Here is a 26,424-nt window from a genome sequence, read left to right as displayed (position 1 = left end):
TATGCGAGGTACTCGATGATTATTAGCGTTGAGGAAGAGGTAGCACATCGCGAACCACGGCAGAAACGTCCCCCTACCGTTGTTCGAGAACTTATTCCACCCGCCACCCAGCATTAATCGAAAACGTTCCAGGGTTTTCGCTTGGTATCACTGACACCAAATCTGAAATTATGGCGCGCAGATAATTTCTTCTTCCTATGATGTTTTCGCAAATGCGCAGCCGATTGTCAAAGTAAAAGAAGTTAAATCAGTAGAACGTGCCAGAATTAAAATCCCAGAGTGTTTCCCTTCGCTATTTTTTCGCCCTAAATTTGCTATAAAATGGTACAAAAAGGCACTGTCGGATTACGGCTATTTTTTTAGCTGTCGGCTTACAGCCCACATATTTTATAGGGTTAACGCTTTTCGGCACGATTTGGCGCATAACGTATAATTGAATTTTGGTCCAATTTACCCACGACCTGACTTCGCTTCACCGCTAACTGCCGATTCTTAATACATTTAGTTCATTAAATAGGCATTACCTATCAAACAAATCGCTAACAACATTTTTGTCTGCTTTTTTTAATGCACAATTTTCCCTACAATCGCTAACATTGTCCGCCATTGTGGGAAAGAGGTATTCATGAGCACGGCTAAACATAGCAAATTGATTATTTTGGGTTCTGGCCCTGCGGGTTACACTGCGGCGGTTTATGCTGCGCGCGCCAACCTGAAACCTGTATTGATTACCGGAATGGAGAAAGGCGGTCAATTGACCACCACTACCGACGTAGAGAACTGGCCCGGTGATCCTGAAGGCTTGACTGGCCCTGCTCTGATGGAGCGGATGCATGAGCATGCCGTAAAATTCGAGACAGAAATTCTGTTCGACCATATCAACAGCGTGGATTTGCAAAACCGCCCATTCCGCCTGTTTGGTGATGGTGCTGAGTACACCTGTGATGCGCTGATTATTGCTACAGGAGCCTCTGCCCGCTATTTGGGGATGGCGTCAGAAGAAGCATTCAAAGGCAAAGGGGTCTCTGCCTGCGCAACCTGTGATGGTTTCTTCTATCGGAATCAGAAAGTGGCGGTAGTCGGTGGCGGTAATACTGCCGTTGAAGAAGCGCTGTATCTGGCGAATATCGCGGCTGAAGTTCATTTAATTCATCGTCGTGATAGCTTCCGCTCAGAGAAAATCCTGATTGATCGCCTGATGGAAAAAGTAACCAACGGCAACATCGTATTGCACACTGACCGCACGCTGGACGAGGTGCTGGGTGATGAAATGGGTGTGACGGGTGTGCGCCTGAAGTCAACCAAGAGTGATCAAACTGAAGAAATTGCAGTTGCAGGGGTGTTTATTGCCATCGGCCATAGCCCTAATACTGCCATCTTTGGTGATCAACTGGCACTGGAAAATGGCTACATCAAAGTTCAGTCAGGTATTCAGGGTAACGCAACACAAACCTCTATTCCGGGTGTGTTCGCTGCGGGCGATGTTATGGACCATATTTACCGCCAGGCAATTACCTCCGCCGGTACCGGCTGTATGGCGGCGCTGGATGCAGAACGCTATCTGGATGGGCTAGTAAACGATAAATAACGATTCCGCACGGGGATCAAAGCGCTATGTGGCGGGTGGTTTACGATAAGTGAACCACCCGTTTTTTATTTTCACTCACCTGCATCCCAATTAAAAACAGTTAATTACTCCTGTTGTGGAATGCGGCGACTATCACAACCTAATGGTTTCACCTCGCGTCATGACAAGGTAATATTGCCTTTCGCGAGTTTGCCACCGTCAACGGTGACAGACACTTTTTGATATTTTCTAGCTCCCTGCGCAGATAAATTGCCTGATGAATAAAACAAGACAGTATGAGTTGATTCGTTGGCTGAAAAAACAAAGCGCCCCCGCGCAACGTTGGCTCCGCCTGTCCATGTTACTTGGCCTCCTCAGCGGGTTATTGATCATCGCTCAGGCATGGTTACTGGCCACCCTGCTGCAATCTCTGATTATCGACAAACTCCCCCGAGCGGCATTAACTGCTGATTTTTGGTTACTGGCAGGTACTTTTGCATTGCGCGCGGTGATCAGCTGGTTGCGCGAACGGGTAGGATTTATCTGCGGAATGAAAGTTCGCCAGCAGATCCGTAATGTCGTTTTGGACCGATTAGAACAGCTCGGCCCTGCGTGGGTGAAAGGTAAGCCCGCCGGCAGTTGGGCGACCATCATTCTGGAGCAGATTGAAGATATGCAGGACTACTACTCCCGCTATCTGCCGCAGATGTATCTGGCCGTATTTATTCCACTGCTCATCCTGATTGCCGTCTTCCCTATCAACTGGGTGGCAGGTTTGATCTTGTTTGTCACTGCACCCTTGATCCCGCTGTTTATGGCGCTGGTCGGGATGGGTGCCGCCGACGCCAATCGGCGTAATTTTGTCGCACTGGCGCGGTTGAGTGGCAACTTCCTTGATCGCTTACGCGGATTAGACACGTTACGGTTATTTAACCGCGCAAAAGCAGAAACAGACCACATTCGCGACGCCTCAGAAGATTTCCGCCGCCGCACCATGGAAGTGCTGCGTATGGCATTCTTATCCTCAGCCGTATTAGAATTTTTCGCCGCCATCTCCATTGCCGTGGTTGCCGTCTACTTTGGTTTTTCCTATTTAGGCGAACTGAACTTTGGTAGTTATGGTTTGGGCGTCACCCTGTTTGCTGGTTTTCTGGTATTGATTCTGGCCCCCGAATTCTTCCAACCACTGAGAGATTTAGGCACGTTTTACCACGCAAAAGCTCAGGCGGTGGGCGCAGCGGAATCGCTGGTCACATTTTTGAGTAGCGAAGGCGAAGCAATTGGTCAAGGTGACCAAGTGCTGACAGGTAACCAAGCTATCACCCTGGAAGCCGATCAACTGGAAATCCTGGCTCCGAATGGCGTCCGATTGGCAGGGCCGTTGACGTTCTTATTACCCGCAGGCAAACGCGTTGCCATTGTTGGCCTGAGTGGCGCAGGTAAAAGTTCATTACTCAACCTGCTGCTGGGCTTTTTACCTTATCGCGGCTCGCTGAAAGTTAACGGGGTTGAATTACGCGAACTGGAAGCACAGGCATGGCGTAGGCAATTAAGCTGGGTTGGCCAAAACCCACATTTGCCGGAGCAGACACTGGCGGCCAACATTATGCTGGGCCAACCAGATGCGTCACACAGCCAATTGCAACAGGCGGTGGAGCGTGCCTATATCAATGAATTCCTGGCTGATTTGCCACAAGGGCTGAATACTGAAGTCGGCGACCATAGTGCACGTCTCTCCGTTGGGCAGGCACAACGTGTTGCCGTTGCCCGCGCCTTACTGAACCCGTGCCGCTTATTGCTGCTGGACGAACCCACCGCCAGCCTTGATGCTCACAGCGAACAGTTGGTGATGAAAGCGCTGGAGGAAGCCTCCCGCAGGCAGACGACGCTGCTGGTTACCCACCAGTTAGAAGATACGCTAGGTTATGATCAAATCTGGGTAATGGATCGTGGCCTTTTGATTCAGAAAGGTGATTACTCCACACTCAGCCAGTCTGACGGTTCATTTGCCAATCTGCTGTCCCATCGCAGTGAGGAGCTTTAATTATGCGCGTACTTCTTCCTTTTTTGGCGTTGTATCGCCGCCATTGGTTCCTGATTTGTCTGGGTATCGTGCTGGCAATTGTCACGCTGCTGGCGAGTATCGGCTTACTGACATTATCAGGTTGGTTCCTTGCAGGTACCGCCATCGCTGGCCCTGCTGGATTATATACGTTTAACTACTTGCTGCCAGCTGCCGGCGTCCGAGGGGCAGCAATCACCCGTACGGCAGGCCGTTACGCGGAGCGAGTTGTCAGCCATGACGCGACATTCCGTGTTCTGGCACATCTGCGGGTCTTCGCTTTCCAGAAGATCCTGCCACTCTCCCCTGCCGGGATTGCCCGTTTCCGCCAAAGTGAACTGCTGAACCGCTTGGTCGCCGATGTCGATACCCTCGATCATCTCTATCTGCGCGTCATCTCACCGCTGGTGGCTGCCATCGCAATTATCGCCGCCGTGACGTTTGGTCTGAGCTATCTGGATGTCAATCTGGCCCTGACACTGGGTGCCATCCTGCTGGGGTTATTACTGTTAGTTCCATTGATTTTCTATCGTGCCGGTAAGCCCATTGGTCGTGACCTGACGGACCTGCGTGGTCTTTATCGTTCGCAACTGACCTCTTGGTTACAAGGGCAGGCCGAGTTGTTGGTATTCGGTGCGTTGCAGCAATTCCGTGCTTCTTTGCAAGATATTGAGCAACGCTGGATGAAGCGCCAACAACAGCAAGCATCCTTGGCTGGTTTAGCGCAGGCGTTAATGATTCTGGCTACTGGCCTGACGGTCACGCTAATTTTATGGCTCGCCGCTGACGGTATTGGCGGGAATAACCCACCCGGTGCATTACTGGCACTCTTTGTTTTTACCTCTTTAGCCGCATTTGAAGCCTTGCTGCCGGTGGCTGGTGCATTCCAACACTTAGGGCAAGTTATCGCTTCCGCGACCCGCGTAGCGCAATTGATGGAACAACAGCCTGAAGTGACATTCCCGACCAATGGCCCAGTGGTTACCTCACAGGTGGCGCTAGAAGTGACAGGGTTGAGTTTTACCTACCCGCAGCAGCCATTACCCGTTTTACAGAATATATCGCTGTCACTGGCCGCAGGGGAGCATATTGCGCTACTTGGGCGCACTGGCTGTGGAAAATCCACATTGTTACAATTATTAACCCGTGCCTGGGATGCCAGCCAAGGCAGTATCACGCTTAATGGGGAACCCTTGGCCAATTATGACGAAAATACCTTGCGCCAGATGATGACAGTGGTTAGCCAGCGGGTACATGTCTTCAGCAGTACGCTACGTGAAAACCTGTTACTGGCTTGCCCCGCTGCGTCTGATACACAGTTGAAAACGGTTTTGGAACAAGTCGGGTTAGCTAATTTGCTGGATAACAGTGAGGGGCTGAATGCCTGGATGGGGGATGGCGGTCGGCCACTCTCTGGCGGTGAACAACGGCGTTTGGGGATTGCTCGAGCCTTGCTACATCCGGCCCCACTGCTGCTACTTGATGAGCCGACTGAGGGGTTAGATGCTGAAACGGAACAACAAATTCTGGCGCTACTCCGCCAGCACTGTCAGCACAAGAGCCTGATCATTGTCACTCATCGCTTGTACGGGCTGGAATATATGGACCGAATCTGTGTGATGGATGGTGGCAAGATTGTTGAGCAAGGTGATCACCATAGTTTACTGCACAACAAAGGGCGCTATTACCAATTCCATCAACGCCATTGAACAGTGCAGGGCGTGAATTGTGGGTGAGTCACCTGAATGCGAGCAGGTAATTAGCATCATTCGCGCTAATATGAATAAAAACCACTGAAGAAAAAGTGGTATTCATTGTTATTTATTATACCCAACGAACTTAGCATGGCAGCTAACAATGCTGTGATTTTAAGTTCGAAGGCGATGGGCCTGAAGATATTACCAGGGGGATTTATGCGCATCACACAGCTCTCTTCTCAATCATTTGCCTTTCCCTCACCTGAGCTGGCACTGCGCGAACCTAATGGTTTGCTGGCTCTTGGGGGCGATTTAGCCGCTCCTCGCCTGCTGGCAGCTTACCAGAAAGGGATTTTCCCTTGGTTTAGCCCTGGGGAGATGATCTTATGGTGGTCACCGGACCCGCGCGCGGTGTTATTCCCAGAAGATTTGCATATTAGCCGCAGTATGCGCCGCTTTCTGCGCCGTTGCCCTTATCACCTCACGCTTAACCATGCTTTTGCCGATGTCGTCAAAGCTTGTGCTTCGCAACGTGATGAGGGGACGTGGATTGGTGAAGATGTACAGCAAGCTTATTGCCAATTACATGCCCTAGGGCACGCGCATTCGGTTGAAGTTTGGTTGGAAAATGAACTGGTTGGCGGATTGTATGGCATTGCAATGGGTAAACTGTTTTGTGGAGAATCGATGTTTAGCCGAGCTGACAATGCTTCAAAAAGCGCATTAATGGTTTTTTGTCATCATTTTACCCGTCAGGGTGGAGAACTGATTGACTGTCAGGTCCTCAACGCTCACACTGCGTCGCTGGGTGCGATTGAGATCCCACGAAACTTTTTTATGCAGCAGTTGAGTCAACTCCAGTTTAGTCCACTACCGGCTGAATGCTGGTTACCGCAATCGTTGAATTTTTCATCCACGATGCAGTAAAGATCAACCGTTGAGAAAGTACCCCACATTAGGCTTTATCCCCTCTTACCGGCAGACTAATTTTGCTGAAATGGTGCGATGACCGCCAACACTTCTTTACATAATGTGGGTTTTTCGGCATTATCTTGCCGGTTAAAAACTAAGGTAGTTACACCTAGAGGATTCGATGGCCAAAGAAGACAATATTGAAATGCAGGGCACCGTTCTTGATACGCTGCCGAACACCATGTTCCGCGTTGAATTGGAAAACGGGCACGTGGTAACCGCTCATATCTCCGGTAAAATGCGTAAAAACTATATCCGCATCCTGACGGGTGACAAAGTCACTGTAGAGCTGACCCCGTACGACCTGAGCAAAGGCCGCATTGTCTTCCGTAGCCGTTAATCGGCTAATCTGTCGTCAGTTTAAGACTGGCGAGCTCTGAGGATGTAGTCCCCCTCCGGCGCCCTTCCCATTTATGGCAAGGGCGTTTTGCGTTTTCTTTTGTTTACCGATTGAGTAGGTTTATTCATCGTGAAATCAATAGTGAAATGCAAAGTCACTAATTGTGGAAAACAAAAAGGACGATAAGTTTATAGCTTATCGCCCTTTTTTATTGCCCGATATACTTGACGCTGTAACGGTGTAACGTCTATATCACCCGATACTCGCTATTGGGGGCATATTACATTTAATGAACGGCACCTTCAGTTTTACGTTTTTGCGCACTCTGAAACTCATAAGCCAGTTGTTGTTTTTCTTTATCCAGCCCAACAGTGACCGAGCCACCATCAACCAGAGAACCAAATAACAACTCGTTGGCCAGCGGTTTCTTCAGATTCTCCTGAATTACCCGCGCCATTGGCCGTGCGCCCATCGCCTTGTCATAGCCTTTATCAGATAACCAATTACGTGCTTCTTCACTGACTTCCAATGACACGCCTTTAGCATCTAATTGCGCCTGCAACTCAACGATAAATTTATCGACGACCTGCTGGATAACGGCAGGTGACAAGTGGTTGAACCAAATAATGTTATCTAACCGGTTACGGAATTCCGGGGTAAACACTTTTTTGATCTCTTCCAGCGCGTCAGTGCTGTTATCTTGCTGTTTAAAACCAATGGAGGTACGTTGCGTTTCGCGCACACCAGCATTGGTGGTCATCACCAAAATGACGTTACGGAAATCGGCTTTGCGCCCATTGTTATCCGTCAGAGTGCCGTTATCCATCACCTGTAGTAACAGGTTAAACACATCTGGATGGGCCTTTTCAATTTCATCCAGCAGCAAAACTGCATGAGGATGCTTGATAACCGCATCGGTCAACAGACCACCTTGATCGTAGCCTACATAACCTGGAGGCGCACCAATCAGGCGGCTGACAGTATGGCGCTCCATATATTCGGACATATCAAAACGCAGCAGTTCGATATCTAACGCTTTGGCCAATTGCACCGTAACTTCCGTTTTACCCACCCCCGTAGGGCCTGCAAACAGGAATGATCCCACCGGCTTATGCTCATGCCCTAATCCTGCGCGGCTCATTTTGATCGCCTCAGAGAGCGCATCAATGGCTTTATCCTGACCAAACACCAACATATTCAGCCGGTCACTCAGGTTTCTCAGCACATCACGATCACTGGCAGAGACGGTTTTCTCAGGAATACGGGCGATACGAGCCACTACTGATTCAATGTCTGACACATTGACAGTTTTCTTACGTTTGTTAAGTGGCATCAGGCGGCTACGCGCACCAGCCTCATCAATCACATCAATGGCTTTATCCGGTAAATGGCGGTCATTAATATACTTAACCGACAACTCCACCGCTGCGCGTATCGCTTTCGCGGTATAGCGCACATCATGATGTGCTTCATATTTCGGCTTCAGGCCGTTAATAATCTGAACGGTCTCTTCCGGCGTCGGCTCAGTAATGTCAATTTTCTGGAAACGCCGGGCCAGCGCCCGATCTTTTTCAAAAATATTGCTGAATTCCTGGTAAGTGGTGGAACCAATGACCCGAATTTTGCCACTAGAAAGCAGTGGTTTAATCAGATTAGCTGCATCAACTTGCCCACCGGAGGCAGCACCTGCGCCGATAATGGTATGAATTTCATCGATAAACAGAATGCTGTCTTTATCATTTTCCAACTGTTTCAGCAGCGCTTTGAAACGTTTTTCAAAGTCACCACGGTATTTAGTTCCAGCCAGTAGTGAACCGATATCCAGTGAGTACAATGTACATTCCGACATCACTTCAGGAACATCGCCCTGCACGATACGCCAGGCCAGACCTTCCGCGATAGCCGTTTTACCGACACCGGATTCCCCAACTAACAGCGGGTTATTTTTACGCCGACGGCACAATACCTGAATAGTACGTTCCAGTTCTTTGTCGCGACCGATAAGTGGATCAATGCCCCCCACGCGAGCCAGTTGATTCAGATTGGTGGTGAAGTTTTCCATACGGTCTTCCCCTCCTGCCTGCTCTTCATTTACCGGGTTTTCTGCATTCGGTGCCTGACCCGGTTCGTCCTTACGAGCGCCGTGGGAAATAAAGTTCACTACATCCAGACGGCTGACATCATGCTTACGCAGCAGGTAGGCCGCCTGAGATTCTTGTTCACTGAAGATGGCGACCAACACGTTGGCACCCGAAACTTCATTGCGCCCAGATGACTGGACGTGGAAAACTGCACGTTGTAACACGCGCTGGAAACTGAGCGTAGGCTGCGTGTCACGCTCTTCCTCGCTAACAGGTAATGTTGGTGTGGTTTGTTCGATAAACGCTTCCAGTTCCTGGCGTAACGCCACCAGATCAACCGTACACGCCTCCAGCGCTTCCCGCGCAGCCGGATTGCTTAGCAATGCCAGCAATAGGTGCTCCACGGTCATAAACTCGTGTCTGTGCTCACGCGCTCTGGCGAAAGCCATATTGAGACTGAGTTCAAGTTCTTGATTGAGCATAGGCACCTCCCAATAATTGCCTTAATCAGGCTTTTTCCAGCGTACAAAGCAATGGATGCTCGTTCTCCCTGGCGTATTGATTCACATGTGCGACTTTTGTCTCTGCAACTTCGGCAGTAAAAACACCGCAAATCGCCTTTCCTTGATAATGCACATTGAGCATCAGTTGTGTTGCACGTTCAATATCATAAGAAAAGAACTTTTGCAGAACGTCAATCACAAATTCCATCGGTGTGTAATCGTCGTTGTTAAGTATAACTTTATACATAGACGGCGGTTTGAGCGCCTCTTTCTGTTTATCTTTGACTAAATGTTCAAAATTCAGCCAGTCGTTATTGTTGCCCATTGCCTGCCCATCGTTTCACAGAACCATACAGGAGCAATACCTCACTCCGGTTATAAGACCATTTCGTGCAGATATCTATAATTATTTTAACATCACTTATGCCATAATGCCGCCAGAGAAAGAAGCCGGTTTTTTTGCGTTAAAAGTGATTAAATTGTAACCAGATAAACGCAATAGCGTTAGCTACATCAAACTTTGAATAACTGCCTCGGTCAGACAAAAGCCCTCCCCTTGACGTTAAGACCATTTCCACTAGAGTGTATTTTCGTGAGCTGTTGGAGTTTTAACCAATTCGCGCTCACTTTAACCAGTGATTACCTCATCTCAAACTAGAATAGCCTTGCGAGGAACGTAGAAGTATGGAGACGGGTACTGTTAAATGGTTCAACAATGCCAAAGGTTTTGGCTTTATTTGCCCTGAGGGCGGCGGCGAAGATATCTTCGCTCACTATTCAACTATTCAGATGGATGGCTACCGCACATTAAAAGCCGGTCAGATGGTTAACTTTGATGTCCATCAGGGACCAAAAGGAAACCATGCCAGCCTGATAGTTCCACTCGGGTTAGATGTCATATTGCAAGAAGCCATACCGCAGGAACTCGCTGCATTGGCCTGACACCACGCATTCACTCGCCTGCACCTGCGGGCATACCATCACCGAAACAGTCTGGTGCCAACGGTATTTCCCAGGCGGCGTGTTGCTACTAACATCGATTACGATTCAAAATGCCAGCCAACGATGACTGGCATTTTTATTTCTAATACTTCTAATATGCGGCCATATGAACCAAGATCAATCCTTTGACTAATCTATTCACAAGCTAATTTATTCACGGGCCAATTTATTCACGGGCCAATGCATCAATCGGATTTAGCCGAGCGGCACTGCGCGCGGGTAGATAACCAAACACCACGCCTATCACTGTAGAGCACAAAAATGCACTGAACAATGCAACCGGCGGGAAAGCTATCTGCCAGTTAGGCAGGAACATCTCCACAACCAGACCAATAGCAAAAGATAGCGAGATACCCAGTGCTCCGCCGACCAGACAAACCAGAATTGCTTCAATCAAAAATTGCTGCATAACATCACTGGATCTCGCCCCTACAGCCATGCGGATACCGATCTCTCGAGTACGTTCGGTCACCGAAACCAGCATAATATTCATCACGCCAATCCCCCCCACGACTAATGAAATTACTGCCACCAGTGTCAGGAACAATTGCATAGTGCGGGTAGTTTTTTCCGCCGTTTGCAACAAACTATCCATGTTATAGGTGAATATGTCTTTCTTACCGTGGCGCATCGTCAACAACCGCACCAACTGCTGCTCCGCCTCTTTACTGCTATATCCCTCTTTAATTCGGATGGTTATCGAATCAAAATAGGCACGCCCCATCAGACGGCTCGCCATGGTGCTGTAAGGTACCCATATGCGCAGCGCTTTACTGCTGCCAAACATGGATTGCTTTTCTTCCACCACCCCAACGACAGTGGCAGGCATATTCCCCACCAGTATGACTTGCCCTACAACATCCTTCATATGAGGGAACAAACGGCGTTGGGTATTGCGGTCAATAACAGCTACCTGCGACTGGCGTTCAACCTGCTCATGGGTAATGGCCGTTCCCTGTTCGAGTTTCATACCGAACACCCGGAAATACTGCTCACTAACCCCAGATACGCTGGCGGCAACATCAATATTGCCATAGCGGAGCCGCATACTGCCTGCGATGGTCGGGGATACAGCACTAACGTAGGACTGTGCTTTCAGTGCGGCCATGTCGTCATAAACCAATGCCTGCCGGGTACTGGGGTCGTCATCGCCGAAATCTTTACCGGGATAGACATCAATAGTGTTAGTGCCAATAGCCCGGATATCAGCAAGAACCAGTTGCTTCGCCGCATCCCCAACCACCAAGATAGAGACAACGGAGGCAATACCGATAATGATGCCTAACATGGTCAAGGCCGTGCGCATTTTATTCGCCGACATGGCACGCCAGGCCATTAATAATGCCTCGCGAAAACGGCCTGCCAGTTGCTGCCATGACGGTGCCGGTGGCGTCAGACTAATTGCCTCAGAAGCGGCCACTGCTTGCACCGTTTTCGAACCTGAATCCGCCATAATGCGGCCATCTTTTATTTCGATAACCCGCTCAGCTTGAGCCGCAACAGTTGGGTCATGAGTAACAATAATGACCGTGTGCCCCTGCTGCTGTAGCTGTTTTAAGATAGCCATAACTTCAACGCTGGAATGACTATCCAGTGCACCGGTTGGCTCATCAGCCAGAATCACCTGCCCGCCATTCATCAGGGCGCGGGCGATACTGACACGTTGCTGCTGCCCACCGGATAGTTGGTTGGGTTGGTACCCGACACGGTCGCCCAGCCCCAGGCGGGTGAGTAACATATTGGCCCGCTCGCGACGTTCGTTTTTACCCAAACCGGCATAGACCGCCGGAACTTCCACATTGTGTGCAGCACTGAGATGCGGCAGCAAATGATAACGCTGGAAAATAAAACCAAAGTGCTCACGGCGCAAAGCCGCTAGTGCATCATTATCTAATACCGCCACATCCTGTCCTGCGACGCGGTAAACACCAGCACTCGGCTTATCCAGACAGCCCAGAATGTTCATCAGTGTCGACTTACCCGAACCAGAGGCACCGATAATTGCCACTAGCTCACCGGCATTAATTGTCAGTGAGACATCCTGTAATACATCCACGGTCTCTTCACCGGACTGATAGCTACGACGGATGCCGTTTAACTCAAGCAATACCGTCATTAGGCTTCCTCCGTGCCACCGCGGCTAACGATGACCTCGTCACCAACATTCAAACCAGAAATCACCTGTGCATCAACGTTATTACGGATACCAATAGTCACTTCCCGTTTCTCTTCTTTGCCGTCTTTCAGCACCGCAACCTGATAACGGTTAGTTCCCAATTCATCACCTAAGGCCGATAACGGAATAACCATCGCCTGTTTTACGTTGGCAAGTTGAATTGAAACCTGCGCAGTCATTTGCAGGCGCAATAAGCGATCAGGATTCGGCACCTCAAAACGTGCCGAATAGAAAATGGCATCATTTACTTTTTCTGGTGTTGGTTGAATGTCTTTCAACACCCCATCAAAGTGTTTGCCGGGATCACCCAGTACGGTAAACGAGGCTTTCATCCCCGGTTTCAGATGAATGACATCCGCTTCTGATACCTGCGCATTCACCAACATAGTGCTCATATCCGCCAACGTCAGAATATTCGGTGCTTGTTGCGCAGCGATCACTGTTTGCCCCTGCAAGGTGGTGATTTGCACTACATCGCCATCCATTGGAGCTGAAATTTTGGTGTAATCGAGATTGATATTGGCTGTATCCAAACTGGCTTTAGTCTTATTAATTTGCGCATTAATCGTCTCTACCTGCGCTTTTTTCACTGCCAAACTGGTACTGGCCTGATCCAAGTCTTGACGTGATACCACCTGTAATTTTGCCAGATCCTGTTGACGGCGCAGTGTGACCGCGGCCAGTTGCATTTCAGCCTTTGCCTGTGCCAACTGAGCATTCAAATCCTGTAGTGTCGCCTCCACTTCTTTAATTTGGTTCTGTGCCTGTTGCGGGTCGATCATCGCCAGCAATTGCCCTTGCTTAACTTGATCGCCAATCTCCACATACAGTTTTTCCAACTGGCCACTGACCTGTGCACCCACATCAACTTTACGCACCGCATCAAGTTTACCGGTTGCCAGAACATTCTGTTGCAAGTCACGGTTGGCAACTTTTACTGTTTGGTATTGCACCGGGGCCGGGGCCGTCAGATGTCTGATGAGGAAAAAACCACCGATAATTAACACGGCAATTACGGTAAACCATCGGCGCTGACTGCGACTGAACTGCATCAAATCAATTACCTTCCTTATTCGTTAATTTTTCAATCTGCTGAAAATAGCATCGGAAATTCTCATTTAACTAAACCAAATATCAATACAGCCGTGCTATAGGTGAAATCTAAGATGCATTGACCCTCTGTTTAGTTCCCGTTTGTTTGAATGGCGTCAGGAATACAGTGATATTACGGATTTAATCATGCATAACATCAACAACACCTCATCGATACCCAATAATATTAACCGTTGGGGGTTAATTACATTGCTATTCAAAGGTAGTCAGGCTCTGGGTGGCTCATGGCAAGAGTTGCAGTTTCGGCTTAAATTTATCGCCCGAACCCTTATCAGCCCAAAACTAACCTTTCGTTTATTGGGCGTACTGGTTAAGCAACCGTTTCTAAACAGTATACTGCGCACACAACCCGATTTTCCTTGTAAGTTGCATCGCCCTTATCTGACTAACACGCTAAATAATCGTCAAAAACTGGGGGTATTGCAGGATCATTTCCTATTGATTAACCAATGTATGCCTGCGGCATTACGTCGCAACTACTTGCATACGTCACCCTATAAACTGGCTGAATTAATTGGCAAGAATGAGGAAAAGTATTCTCTTTATTTGGGCGTTATTCCCAAACTCAATAAAGAAGGAGAAATTACGCTGATGCTGGCAAATGAGCAACAGCAAACGCTGGCAGCGCTGACTTTCAGTCTGTTTTACTACCAACAGCAAAAAACATTGTTTATTGGTGGGTTACAAGGTGCAGATAATGGCACACCACACAGCGCAATTCACACCAGCACTAAAGCTTGTCATGGCCTATTTCCTAAACGTTTGGTATTGGAAGCCGCATGCTGTCTGGCAGAGTTAATGGGGATAACACAAATTAAAGCGGTGGGGAATGAAACGCACATTTATCAAAACTGGCGCTATCGGGCCAAGAAAAAAGAAAAATTGCATGCTGACTACAACAGTTTTTGGCTGTCTGTTGGCGGGGAACCGTGCATAGAAGGCCATTTCAATTTACCAACCAAAATCGCGCGTAAACCGATTGACGATATTGCTAGCAAAAAACGGGCAGAATATCGCCGCCGCTATGCGTTACTCGCACAATTAGAGGGCGCGTTAGCCGCGCATTTTGTTCGTGACGCGGCATAATCAGTTTTGACATTATCTGGTGCTAATCGGCTCGGCCACGCGCCAGCCAAACGACGCGTGAGAACATTTTTTTCAGCAATGGCGGGACGGATTCTACCCCCCTCTCTTTGGCCTGACTGGCAACCTCAATAGCCAAGTCTGGCTTGGAGGTGCGGTGAATTGCCTTTTCAATTACTCTGCGCGGTTGCATTTTGACATTGGCAGGAATTGCTGAGATTCGATGATAGACATCATCAAAACCGGCGCGGTATAAAAAGTGTTCCATATCCGGTGCCGGCAGTATGGTCAGGCGATCCCGCTCATGGTCGCGCCCATTGTCCGCCATATTACGCACTGTGGCGGCATACTTTTTACCGGCATCATCGCCATCAGTCAGAGCATGCCACTGAATGCCCATCCGGTTGGCAAACTTAAGCAACGGGCGCAAACCACTCTGAGCAAACTCAATAACCTTTACACCTTCAGCTTCAAAGTGGTAACCACACTGGCGAGCAAGCTCATTAAGCAACCAGATCTCTGTTTCACCTTCCACCAGCAGCCAGCAGCGGGCAAATAGGGCTGATGGCCGATTGAACCGGATATGGAAAGCAATACGGCGGCTGTCTTCAGGGCTCATGCCACGAGGACCGATACGGTAAGTCGCGACTTTTGCCGATTCGCGCACCAATCGGCAAATGCTCTCTATCGGGACTAATGACACTAACTCACCAGAATTTGTCGTCGTAATCCGTTGCAGAGGGAGTTGGCTGAGCAACCCCCAAGCAACAGACAGCATTATCGGATGTAAGCGAGTTTCAGGGTCTTCTACCAGTAGCAGTGGTCGAGCATGGGGATCGAGGCTCAATGGCCCTTTAGCTTGCAATAACGTAGAAAACATCCCTAAAAGTATCAACCGCATACTGCGGCTGTTCGGCTCAGCCACTATCCGGTTTATATTATCGAGAGCCAGCCAAGCTTCACGTTCCGGTTGTGGCCGATAACGGTGATTACGCAAACCAGCGGACTGCGATCCAGATTCGGCAAAGTAGTGTTCCAGCAGTTGGCGCATCGCCTCCAGTCCTTGGCGTAATTCTGAATTAGTCAGTTTCTGCGGGTTACGGACTAGCTCACGGCTTAATTGATCCAATTGCTGGTTCAACGCCACTTTATCAGGCGCATGGCTGCTTTCGGCGCTGCTACGGAGCCGGCGCATAAAGCGCGCATCACGCAATCGCAATACCGGGTGGATACGAATAACCCCACGAGCCAACTTTTCGATATCGTGCAAAGACAATGGTTGGCCTTCTAAATCAAGGAACGTACGCCAGGTACACACTGTGCCATCATCAGCCAGCTCCCCCTCGACCCGATAATAAATACGATGCAGACCATCATCATTTTTTATCCATAATGGGGCTAAATGGCGGTAACGTGGGGAGTGCCAATGACCAATGTCTTTCTCACAAAAGGTAAAGATAACCTGTAAGTGGCGCTCTTTAGCCGTCTCGTCCCCTGCCGGATAATAGAAATCCTGTACGGTAAAATGATAGAGTTGGGGTTCGGGGGACAAAAGCAATGTGAGCGCGTCTAATAAGCTGGATTTACCCCAGGCGTTCTCACCGATCAGCACCGTATTATCGTCAAGGCTCAATGAAATACGATTAATACCGCGAAAACCGACAATATCAACACGTTCAAGATACATGCTACGCCTCCGGTGCGAATTTATTCATACTGATACTACAGATAACACTGTTAACTCAGCAATCATAGTCGATTGTCTTAACGCCAGGGGCAAAAAACCTTACGAGTCAAGTGCTGCGGTACCCTGCGTGCTGCTTTACTCTGACTCTGATTTTAGATAGCTTATTGCGCCACAGCCCATTATTCATCTGCTCATGACACCCAAAGTCATTGGCGTTACAGCAAGGCAGCAAACGCATGGCAAATCAGCCTCGAACCGATTTGAACAGCATTCATGCTAGCCCGTAGAGTGAGCCTCGAGGAGGTTCATTCATCCTGATGAATTTACCTTACATAGGTAAGTGATCCGGGTGAGTGAGTATCGCTAACACAGCAGTAACGTCAATGAAGAAGGGTATAGGACGGTATAACTCGTGTATTCAGGATTACTGATCATTCTTTTGCCGTTAATTATTGGGTATCTGATCCCACTTAGTCGCAAACCATTAATTCAATTAATCAACCGCTTATTAAGCTGGATGGTTTACGTTATTTTATTTTTTATGGGGATCAGCCTGGCCTTTTTGGAAAACCTCAGCGCTAATCTGCTGCTCATTTTCCAATACACCGGCATCTTTTTTCTGTGTATTTTTTGTGCCAATTTGCTCGCACTGTTTTTGCTCGAACGCAAAATACCCTGGAAGAATACTCATCGGCAGGAAGCATTACCTTCACGGCTGCATATGGCGCTAGAGTCATTAAAACTGTGCGGCGTGGTTATTGTTGGCTTCCTGTTGGGGCTAAGCCAATGGGAGTGGTTGCAGTTTGCCGCAAAAGGCAGCGAGTTAGCGCTGATTTTCCTGCTATTTTTAGTGGGGATTCAATTGCGTAACAGTGGCATGACGCTGCGCCAGATAGTGTTAAACCGCCGTGGCACTATTGTGGCATTTGTGGTGGCAATCAGTGCCTTGCTTGGTGGTGCGCTTGCTGCACTATTGATCGGTTTGCCGGTTAAAACCGGGCTGGCGATGGCTTCTGGCTTTGGTTGGTATTCACTGTCAGGTATTTTGCTGACCGATGCATTTGGGCCTGTAATTGGTAGTGCCGCATTCTTTAACGATCTGGCGCGTGAATTAGTGGCAATTATGCTAATTCCAACCTTGGTCCGCAGTAGCCGCTCCACGGCGCTTGGCTTATGTGGTGCCACCTCGATGGACTTCACCCTGCCGGTATTGCAGCGCAGTGGCGGGCTAGAGATGGTTCCTGCCGCTATCGTACACGGCTTCTTGCTAAGCTTACTGGCCCCAGTATTGATCGCTTTCTTTTCTTAATCATTTTATCTCCCCGCGCAGTGGATCAGCCGATTCACTGCGCGCGCTCCCAACTTGATAGTGAATAAATTCTCATTCGCAGTAAAAGTTGCGCCAAATCAAAACAAGTGAAAGTTGCATTAAAAAAGCCTTTTTAAACCTACAGGGCACCACTATGCTTTTAAACACGCATTACAAATGCAACTTTAAAAGGAAAAATAATTATGTTCTGTGTGCAATGTGAACAAACTATCCGAACACCTGCGGGTAACGGCTGCTCTTACGCGCAGGGGATGTGCGGAAAAACCGCTGAAACCTCTGATTTACAAGACCTCTTAGTTGCCGTACTGCAAGGGCTTTCCGCATGGGCATTGACCGCCCGCGAACTGGGTATTGTCGATCATCAGATTGATAGCTTTGCGCCCAGAGCTTTTTTCTCAACCCTGACCAATGTGAATTTCGACTCAGACAGAATCGTCGGTTACGCAAAAGAAGCCATTTTATTGCGCCAATCACTGGCCATTCGTTGCCGCTTGCTTGATAGCACTATCACGGTTGATCACCCGCTGGCCGAGCTGCAACTGCTGTCCGACGATATCCCTACCCTGCAACAACAATCGCTGCAATTTGCGCTGAACAACGATAAAGCTGAAGTCGGTGACGATATTCACGGCTTGCGGATGTTGTGTTTGTATGGCCTGAAAGGTGCTGCGGCCTATATGGAACATGCCCACGTTCTGGGGCAGTTTGATGAGCAGATTTATGCTGATTACCATACCTATATGGCCTGGTTAGGTACTCAACCGCGTGATGTCGACACACTACTGAATAACGCGATGGGCATTGGCAAAATGAACTTCAATGTGATGGCCATTTTGGACCACGGCGAAACCCAAACCTATGGTGATCCACAGCCAACGTCGGTGAATGTGCGCCCGGTTGCGGGTAAAGCTATCTTAATCTCCGGTCATGATCTCAAAGACTTACAAATGCTGTTGGAGCAAACGCAGGGAACCGGCGTTAATATTTATACCCACGGTGAAATGTTGCCAGCTCACGGCTACCCAGAGTTAAAACGCTATCCACATCTGGTGGGTAACTACGGCAGTGGCTGGCAGAATCAGCAGACCGAATTCGCCAAATTCCCCGGCCCGATCCTAATGACATCTAACTGTATCATTGACCCAAACGTGGGCAATTACGGTGATCGTATCTGGACCCGCAGTATTGTTGGCTGGCCGGGTGTTAATCACCTGGATGGGGAGGATTTTACCCGCGTAATTGAACAGGCATTGGGGATGGCTGGCTTCCCGTATAATGAGCTGGAACACTTGATTACTGTCGGTTTTGGCCGCCAGACCTTGCTGAATGCAGCAGATACCGTTATTGATTTAGTCTCCACTAAAAAGCTGCGTCATGTATTCCTGGTCGGAGGATGTGACGGTAGCCGTACAGAACGCAGCTATTTCACTGATTTTGCCCGCAGTGTGCCACAAGATTGCATCATCATGACACTGGCTTGCGGCAAATATCGCTTCAACAAACTGGATTTTGGCACCTTGGAAGGCTTGCCACGCCTGCTGGATGTCGGCCAATGTAACGATGCTTACTCCGCCATCATGCTGGCCGTTAAATTATCAGAAAAACTGGGTTGTACCGTCAATGACCTGCCACTCAGTCTGGTGCTGTCATGGTTTGAACAGAAAGCCATTGTCATCCTCCTGACCCTGCTGTCATTGGGTGTTAAAAATATTTATACCGGCCCAACCGCACCAGGTTTCCTGACTGACAACCTGATGTCCATCCTTTACGAGAAGTTTGGTATGCGGCCAATCACCACGGTAGAACAAGATATGAATGCAATTTTGGGTAATTAATTCAATATTTTGGCTGACTCAGTGATGAGTACGTTGCCCGACCAGAACGGTTTATTGCCACTGGTCGGGCGCTATTGATGGTTTTTGCCAGAAAATGACCTGATTTGTTGTGAGGCTTTGATGACTGATTTTATCCCAACCGACTGCCCTACCGCTCTGTGCCCTAACCGCATGCAAGTTCACTCCATCTGGCAAGAAACACCCGATGTCTGGAGCCTGCGGTTAATTAATCACGATTTTTATCCTTATTTACCGGGCCAATATGCCTTGGTAAGTATTCGCAATAGTGATGAAACGCTGCGGGCATATACGCTTTCCTCGACACCCAGTTTAAGTCCGTTTATTCAGCTCACCGTGCGCTGTCTGGCTGATGGGGAAGGATCACGCTGGCTGACCCAGCAAGTCAAGGTGGGCGATTACCTGTGGCTTTCCGATGCTCAGGGCGATTTTACTTGTGCTGACGCTGACGATGACCACTACCTGATGCTGGCCGCTGGCTGCGGTGTCACTCCCGTGATGTCAATGTGTCGTGACTTACTGGCACGGCGTGCACAAGCAGATATCCGGGTGATATTTAATGTGCGCTCACCAGCAGATGTCATTTTTGCCGATAGCTGGCAAGCCTTGTTACAGCGCTATCCACAACAATTACAGCTCACATTAATGGCTGAATCAGAGGCCACCGATGGGTTCGTTGCTGGCAGAATCAATGCACAAATAATGCAACAGGTAGCACCTGACATTGCTCGCCGCCGGGTGATGACTTGTGGGCCCGCGCCCTATATGGATTGGGTTGAGCAGTATTGCTGCGAACAATCAGTTCCAGCAGATCATTTCCAGAAAGAGCAGTTCCGCACCCGTGATGACGCTATCGATAGCGGTAATGAATTGACGATGACCATCAGCCATCCTTTGCGCAGTGTTAAAGTCCCGGTGGGTACGTCCCTGCTATTCGCCTTGGAACAACACAAAGTACCGGTGATGGCTGCCTGTCGTGCGGGTGTTTGTGGTTCTTGTAAAACCCGTATTCTGCATGGCAAATATACCACCAGCAGCACCATGACACTGACAGCAGAAGAGATTGCTCAAGGTTATGTGTTGGCGTGTAGCTGCCAGCTACAAGGTGATGTCCAACTGGCCTGAACACCCATTAATCCCATTAATGGCGCAATTATTGCCAAACGCGCCATACTTTGACCTCATAGAATAATGACTCGCCATTAATCCTTGAGGGAACAACTATGAAGCAAACTGTGGCAACACTGGTCGCAAAAACGTTGGAACAAGCAGGTGTAAAGCGAATATGGGGTGTCACCGGCGACTCACTCAATGGCCTGAGTGATAGTCTGCATCGGATGGGCACTATCGAATGGCTGGGTACTCGCCATGAAGAGGTGGCCGCCTTTGCCGCCGGGGCTGAGGCACAACTCACCGGGCAGTTAGCGGTCTGTGCCGGCTCCTGTGGTCCGGGTAATCTGCATCTGATTAATGGCCTATTTGACTGCCATCGTAATCATGTCCCCGTATTGGCTATTGCCGCGCATATTCCCTCCAGTGAGATTGGCAGTGGTTATTTCCAGGAAACCCATCCGCAAGAACTGTTTCGCGAATGCAGCCACTATTGTGAGCTGGTTTCTAACCCGGAACAGTTGCCACGGGTACTGGAAATCGCCATGCGTCAAGCCATCCTCAATCGCGGCGTTTCAGTGATCGTATTGCCGGGTGACGTGGCGTTACAACCCGCGCCAGAAGACGCCGCCATCGTGTGGCAAACACCAAAATTACCGCTCATTCAGCCGCTGATGAGCGAATTAAACATTTTGGCGCAAACGCTTAATAAGGCGAAAAATATCACGCTAATGTGTGGCAGCGGCTGTGCTGATGCCCACGATGAAGTGGTGAAATTAGCTGAAATGCTGCAAGCCCCGGTAGTACATGCCCTGCGCGGGAAAGAGCATATTGAGTGGGATAATCCTTACAGCGTTGGCATGACTGGGCTGATTGGCTTTTCCTCCGGCTATCATGCCATGATCAATGCCGACACCCTGATTCTGCTGGGAACACAATTCCCCTACCGTGCATTTTATCCAACCAACGCCAATATCATCCAGATTGATATCAACCCCGGCAGTATTGGTGCGCATTGCTCGGTCAATATGGCGCTGGTCGGCGATATCAAAACCACGCTTAGCGCACTGTTGCCACAGCTAGACGTCAAAAGTGACGGCACATTTTTGCAAAAAGCATTAGAGCACTACCGTACCACCCGTAAAGATCTGGATAGTTTGGCGACCGCCAATGACAATCAACCCATCCACCCGCAATATCTGGCACAACAGATTAGCCGCCATGCCACTGATGACGCAATATTCACCTGCGATGTCGGCACACCGACGGTATGGGCTGCTCGCTATTTGACCATGAACGGTAAGCGGCGTTTACTGGGATCGTTTAACCATGGATCAATGGCTAATGCCATGCCACAAGCCATTGGCGCGCAAGCAACCGCCCCTGACAGGCAAGTGGTTGCCTTGTGTGGTGACGGTGGTTTCACCATGCTAATGGGTGATTTCCTCACTCTGGCACAATTAAAACTGCCGGTGAAAATTGTGGTGTTTAACAACAGTGTTCTGGGATTTGTCGCGATGGAGATGAAAGCCGGTGGCTATCTGACGGATGGCACGGACTTGCACAACCCAGACTTTGCCGCCATTGCCAATGCCGCCGGTATCAAAGGGATTCGGGTCGAGAAAGCCTCTGAATTGGATGACGCACTGAAGAGTGCTTTCGCTCATCCTGGGCCGGTGTTGCTCGATGTGGTCACCGCTAAACAAGAGCTATCAATGCCACCACAAATCAAATTTGAGCAAGCCAAAGGATTCAGCCTCTACATGCTAAGGGCAATCATTAATGGCCGTGGCGATGAGGTGGTCGAACTGGCAAAAACCAACTGGCTACGCTGATTCCCTAAGCCATCTGGTAACAGAATAATTAGCAATGAAAGTGGTTTTTTAATCACTTTCATTGTTCCCCCCTTCAGTTTCTGATTGAGACAGAAATTATCCTTATATTTTATGTGTCATAAACGACATTTTTTACTCGTCACCCAGCAAAATAGCAAATAGAGGCGTACTGTCTTTTAATCAGTGGTTGCCATTATTTATCAGGATAATTGTTGGTAGCGATATAAATCGCACACTAACTTTATTTATGGTGGTGTCATTATGCCAAAGAGAGCTAAATCAGGCGTTTCGGCTACGGCTGAATTAACCTGTTTACTGCGGGCAAAGTCATACGGTGATAAACGGCCTTATTTTAAAAGTGATGATTACGTGGCGGTTATCCTAAGCCAGACCTTGCATTCATTTTTTTCTATGATGCAGAAAACCTTTCTATTGGGCGATGATAGTTTACATATCGCCACCCCGGCAGGAATTTACCCTTATATTGTCGCCAGAACCTTGTATATCGGTGATCTATTTAAGAAAACCGCAGGTCGATTTAGTAAAATATTTATTCTGGGGGCGGGCTTTGATTCAAGAGCGATTCGGTTCTATCAGGCGCTGCAACATAGTCGAATTTATGAAATCGATCATCCAACCATGCAGCAATGTAAGATAGAGAAACTCCGTGAGTGCGATATCACTCCGCCTACCAATTTAACTTTTTTACCTCTCGATTTTAATCAGCAAAGCCTGGCGGACATTCTGGCGAATATCCCGTTGCAAGCGGGTGAGAAATGCCTGTTTCTGTTGGAGGGGTTATCGATGTATCTGGCCCCTGAGCAGGTTAAGGCTCTGTTTAGTACCATAAGCAATTACAGTAGTGATGGTAGCCAAATTATCTGCGACTTTGTTTACGCTGATGTTTTGACTGAACCTTCGGTATTAACGAGTGCAGAACGCGAGACGGACTATGGAGCAAAAGAAAGTGTTGAGCGTGTGCGCAGTATTGGCGAAGAGTGGACATTTGGTATCGCTGCCAGTGGTATAGATACATTGCTGGAGCAATTCGGTTTTACCTTATTGGATAAGGCCGCTGCCCACGAATTGGAAAAGCGTTTTTTTACCGATAAACAAGGAAAATGCCTGGCGAAAATTAACACATCCTCGTGTTTGGTTTATGCCCAGCGAGAAAAATCCTAATAAATCAGCCAATAATGCAATTTTTAATTAATTATCGATTATCAAGATAAATATTCCTCGCCAAGTGGATAAATAATACCTTTCACTCCTTCCTTGTTTTATCAATCTCGCTATGATGAAGAATATCTTCTTATTCTGACCGCGAGAAAATTATGCTGATCGATTTACGTAGTGACACAGTAACTCAACCTGACACCGCGATGCGCAATGCGATGGCTAACGCTGAAGTGGGTGATGATGTCTATGGCGATGACCCAACGGTTAATGCCTTGGAAGCTAAAGCCGCCAGCCTGTCAGGTAAAGAAGCAGCACTGTTTCTGCCAACCGGCACCCAGGCTAATCTGGTGGCACTATTAACCCACTGCCAGCGGGGTGAAGAGTATATTGTCGGTCAGAAAGCCCATAATTATCTGTATGAAGCCGGTGGTGCGGCAGTGCTTGGTAGCATTCAACCACAACCTATTGAAGCCAATGATGACGGTACACTGCCACTGGATAAAGTACTGGCAGCCATCAAACCCGATGATATTCATTTCGCCCAAACCCGGCTGTTGAGTCTGGAAAATACCCATAGTGGCAAAGTGCTCCCCCTGAGTTATTTACAGCAAGCCTGGGCGTTGACTCGCGAGAAGAAATTGGCGCTGCATATCGACGGCGCGCGTATTTTTAATGCTGCCGTCGCCTTAAATGTGCCACTAAGCGAGATCAGCCAGTATTGCGATACCCTGACGATTTGCCTCTCGAAAGGGTTAGGCACACCGGTGGGTTCGCTGTTGTGTGGCAGTGCTGAATATATTCAACGCGCCCGCCGCTGGCGTAAAATGACCGGCGGCGGCATGCGTCAGGCGGGTATTCTGGCCGCAGCAGGCTTGTATGCCTTAGAGCACAATGTCAGCCGATTAAAAGATGACCACGACAATGCAATATGGTTGGAGCAGCAACTGCGATCACTGGATATCGAAATTGCTGCACCGGGAGCGCAAACCAACGTACTGTATATTAAGCAATCCGCTGAGGCTGCCGCTAAACTTGGCCCTTGGATGCGTGAACGTGGTGTGTTGATCAGTGCAGGCCCATTAACTCGTATGATTACTCACCTTAATATCAGCCGCCACGATCTGGAGAAAGTGGTCGCGTTGTGGCGTGAATTTTTGGCCGAGCAGCGCTCATGACACCGCAACGGATATTGGTATTAGGTGCCAGTGGCTATATTGGCCAGCACCTGATCCCAAAGCTCAGCCAACAAGGGCACCATGTCATTGCCGCGGCTCGCCGCATTGAGTGGTTAAAAGAGCAACAGTGGCCGGGAGTCGATTGTCGCTTTGTTGATCTTTATCAGCCAGCCACCCTCAGTGCAGCGTTGCAAGATATTGATGTCGTTTATTATCTGGTTCATGGTATGGGCGACGGGCAGGATTTGATTGAACAGGAACGTATTGCTGCTAATAACCTGAAAACGGCGCTACAACACAGCGCCGCCACACCCTCGTCTGCGGTGAAACAGGTTATTTATTTAGGGGCATTACAGCCCGAGGATAACAGCTCGCCTCATCTGATTGCGCGCAAGTTAACCGGTGACCTGCTGCGTCAAAGCGGCATTCCGGTTACCGAACTACGCGCCAGTATTATCGTCGGCCCCGGTTCGGCGGCGTTTGAAGTGATGCGCGATATGGTTTATAACCTGCCCATCCTCACCCCACCGCGCTGGGTACGTTCTAAATCTTCGCCCGTTGCACTGGATAACCTGCTGGTTTATTTGACTGAATTACTCAACCATCCGGCACAAGATAACCGAATTTTCGAGGTTGCCGGGCCGGAGTACATCAGTTATCAGACCCTGTTTGAGCGCTTTATTGCGATCAGTGGTAAACGGCGTTGGCTGATTCCGATCCCGCTCCCTACGCGGTTTATCTCAGTTTATTTTATCAATCTGGTCACCTCGGTACCCACGTCGATTGCCAGCGCATTGATTGCCGGGTTGAACCATGATTTACCTGCCAATGGTGAGGCGTTGCAGGCGCTGATCCCACAACAACTGATAAGTTTTGACGATGCAGTCAAAGAGACACTGCGCCGTGAAGATGAAGTGGTTGATTCCGCCGACTGGGGCTACGACCCCGAGGCCCGCGCCCGCTGGCGGCCCGGCTACGGATTTTACCCTAAACAAGCCGGTTGCCAGCTATCGACTACCGCCTCCAGTGAGGCGCTGTGGCACGTGGTGCAACAAATCGGCGGTAAAGAAGGTTATTTTTATGGCAACCCGTTATGGAAAATCCGCGCCTGGATGGATGACATCGCCGGTGGTGGCGTGGTGTATGGCCGCCCGGAGCGGGAAACACTGGCGGTAGGCGACCTGATTGATGGTTGGAAAGTCATTACAATCAAACCATTACGCCAGTTGGCTATGATGTTCGGCATGAAGGCACCCGGTCTGGGCCGTCTCACTTTTACTATCAAGGATTTAGGCGGCTGCCGAAGCATTGATGTGCGGGCATGGTGGCATCCGGCCGGTTTTAGCGGCTTACTGTACTGGTTTGTCATGATGCCAGCACATCTGTTTATTTTCCGTGGGATGGCAAAACGCATTGCGGCGCTGGCCGAGCAATATGATCGTGAACGTACCGAACCGGCGCAAAACGAATCAGAGCCTTAAATCAAACTACGTGATTCATCCCCTAATTAATGGGCGTTGCAGCTAATAACGCTGCAAATTCAAGTAAGCAGGGGATTCTGATTGCATAGCACCGCATTTCACGAAAGAATGGCATCTTATTTGCTGGGCGAATGATTCCAAACGCTAGCATTCTGATTTTTGGTGGGAACCGAATTCG

19 protein-coding genes are annotated in these 26,424 nt (G+C 49.0%); 14 read left to right on the top strand and 5 right to left on the bottom strand.

The window, feature by feature from the left end; genetic code table 11:
* Positions 1-625 precede the first annotated feature (625 nt).
* From trxB to infA, 5 genes are all read left to right on the top strand, one after another.
* Positions 626-1,588: a thioredoxin-disulfide reductase gene (trxB, locus tag A6J67_RS11810; protein ID WP_005184715.1), complete on the top strand. Its 963-nt coding sequence runs from the start codon at positions 626-628 to the stop codon at positions 1,586-1,588.
* A gap of 256 nt (positions 1,589-1,844) precedes the next feature.
* On the top strand, positions 1,845-3,611 hold the full coding sequence (cydD, locus tag A6J67_RS11805) for a heme ABC transporter permease/ATP-binding protein CydD (RefSeq protein WP_005184719.1): 1,767 nt from the start codon (positions 1,845-1,847) through the stop codon (positions 3,609-3,611).
* A 2-nt stretch (positions 3,612-3,613) separates the two neighbouring features.
* On the top strand, positions 3,614-5,338 hold the full coding sequence (cydC, locus tag A6J67_RS11800) for a heme ABC transporter ATP-binding protein/permease CydC (protein ID WP_050088736.1): 1,725 nt from the start codon (positions 3,614-3,616) through the stop codon (positions 5,336-5,338).
* A 204-nt stretch (positions 5,339-5,542) separates the two neighbouring features.
* Positions 5,543-6,253: a leucyl/phenylalanyl-tRNA--protein transferase gene (gene aat / locus A6J67_RS11795; RefSeq protein ID WP_032906183.1), complete on the top strand. Its 711-nt coding sequence runs from the start codon at positions 5,543-5,545 to the stop codon at positions 6,251-6,253.
* 166 nt (positions 6,254-6,419) lie between these two features.
* Positions 6,420-6,638, top strand: coding sequence for a translation initiation factor IF-1 (gene infA / locus A6J67_RS11790; protein ID WP_002211347.1), 219 nt, complete (start codon positions 6,420-6,422; stop codon positions 6,636-6,638).
* Positions 6,639-6,924: 286 nt separating this feature from the next.
* Here infA and clpA read toward each other — a convergent pair whose 3' ends face one another.
* Positions 6,925-9,201, bottom strand: coding sequence for an ATP-dependent Clp protease ATP-binding subunit ClpA (gene clpA, locus A6J67_RS11785; RefSeq protein ID WP_005184736.1), 2,277 nt, complete (start codon positions 9,199-9,201; stop codon positions 6,925-6,927).
* A gap of 25 nt (positions 9,202-9,226) precedes the next feature.
* Positions 9,227-9,547, bottom strand: coding sequence for an ATP-dependent Clp protease adapter ClpS (clpS, locus tag A6J67_RS11780; RefSeq protein ID WP_005184739.1), 321 nt, complete (start codon positions 9,545-9,547; stop codon positions 9,227-9,229).
* 359 nt (positions 9,548-9,906) lie between these two features.
* Between clpS and cspD the strand changes: the two genes are divergently transcribed.
* Complete coding sequence (gene cspD, locus A6J67_RS11775; RefSeq protein WP_005184741.1) at positions 9,907-10,164, top strand: cold shock-like protein CspD; 258 nt, start codon at positions 9,907-9,909, stop codon at positions 10,162-10,164.
* A gap of 226 nt (positions 10,165-10,390) precedes the next feature.
* Here the strand turns inward: cspD and macB are convergent, their stop codons facing one another.
* Both macB and macA read right to left on the bottom strand, forming a co-directional pair.
* Positions 10,391-12,340 (bottom strand): macrolide ABC transporter ATP-binding protein/permease MacB, encoded by a 1,950-nt coding sequence (gene macB / locus A6J67_RS11770; RefSeq protein WP_005184744.1) that lies wholly within the window; start codon positions 12,338-12,340, stop codon positions 10,391-10,393.
* On the bottom strand, positions 12,340-13,452 hold the full coding sequence (gene macA, locus A6J67_RS11765; protein ID WP_050074039.1) for a macrolide transporter subunit MacA: 1,113 nt from the start codon (positions 13,450-13,452) through the stop codon (positions 12,340-12,342). Before macA ends, macB begins: the two co-directional genes overlap by 1 nt.
* A gap of 187 nt (positions 13,453-13,639) precedes the next feature.
* Between macA and A6J67_RS11760 the strand changes: the two genes are divergently transcribed.
* Positions 13,640-14,599, top strand: coding sequence for a VirK/YbjX family protein (locus tag A6J67_RS11760; RefSeq protein WP_042568234.1), 960 nt, complete (start codon positions 13,640-13,642; stop codon positions 14,597-14,599).
* Positions 14,600-14,621: 22 nt separating this feature from the next.
* Here the strand turns inward: A6J67_RS11760 and A6J67_RS11755 are convergent, their stop codons facing one another.
* Positions 14,622-16,283, bottom strand: a complete 1,662-nt coding sequence (locus A6J67_RS11755; RefSeq protein ID WP_005184749.1) for an ATP-dependent endonuclease — start codon at positions 16,281-16,283, stop codon at positions 14,622-14,624.
* Positions 16,284-16,695: 412 nt separating this feature from the next.
* Between A6J67_RS11755 and A6J67_RS11750 the strand changes: the two genes are divergently transcribed.
* From A6J67_RS11750 to A6J67_RS11720, 7 genes are all read left to right on the top strand, one after another.
* Positions 16,696-17,592, top strand: coding sequence for a lysine exporter LysO family protein (locus A6J67_RS11750; RefSeq protein ID WP_005184751.1), 897 nt, complete (start codon positions 16,696-16,698; stop codon positions 17,590-17,592).
* A gap of 203 nt (positions 17,593-17,795) precedes the next feature.
* Complete coding sequence (hcp, locus tag A6J67_RS11745; protein WP_050297079.1) at positions 17,796-19,448, top strand: hydroxylamine reductase; 1,653 nt, start codon at positions 17,796-17,798, stop codon at positions 19,446-19,448.
* Positions 19,449-19,568: 120 nt separating this feature from the next.
* Positions 19,569-20,591: an NADH oxidoreductase gene (gene hcr, locus A6J67_RS11740; protein WP_042568236.1), complete on the top strand. Its 1,023-nt coding sequence runs from the start codon at positions 19,569-19,571 to the stop codon at positions 20,589-20,591.
* Positions 20,592-20,689: 98 nt separating this feature from the next.
* Positions 20,690-22,411 carry a ubiquinone-dependent pyruvate dehydrogenase gene (poxB, locus tag A6J67_RS11735; RefSeq protein ID WP_005184758.1) on the top strand — a complete coding sequence of 574 codons (1,722 nt, stop codon included), beginning with the start codon at positions 20,690-20,692 and terminating at the stop codon, positions 22,409-22,411.
* Positions 22,412-22,672: 261 nt separating this feature from the next.
* Entirely contained in the window at positions 22,673-23,593 is a 921-nt protein-coding gene (locus tag A6J67_RS11730) for a class I SAM-dependent methyltransferase (protein ID WP_050297077.1), read from the top strand.
* 152 nt (positions 23,594-23,745) lie between these two features.
* Entirely contained in the window at positions 23,746-24,765 is a 1,020-nt protein-coding gene (gene ltaE / locus A6J67_RS11725; protein WP_042568238.1) for a low-specificity L-threonine aldolase, read from the top strand.
* On the top strand, positions 24,762-26,246 hold the full coding sequence (locus A6J67_RS11720) for a DUF2867 domain-containing protein (protein WP_050074044.1): 1,485 nt from the start codon (positions 24,762-24,764) through the stop codon (positions 26,244-26,246). Before ltaE ends, A6J67_RS11720 begins: the two co-directional genes overlap by 4 nt.
* The last annotated feature ends 178 nt before the right edge of the window (positions 26,247-26,424 follow it).

It is taken from the genome of Yersinia sp. FDAARGOS_228 (genome assembly GCF_002073315.2).
In the GTDB taxonomy this organism is placed as follows: domain Bacteria; phylum Pseudomonadota; class Gammaproteobacteria; order Enterobacterales; family Enterobacteriaceae; genus Yersinia; species Yersinia intermedia.
This window is presented reverse-complemented; position numbering and strand designations above follow the sequence as displayed.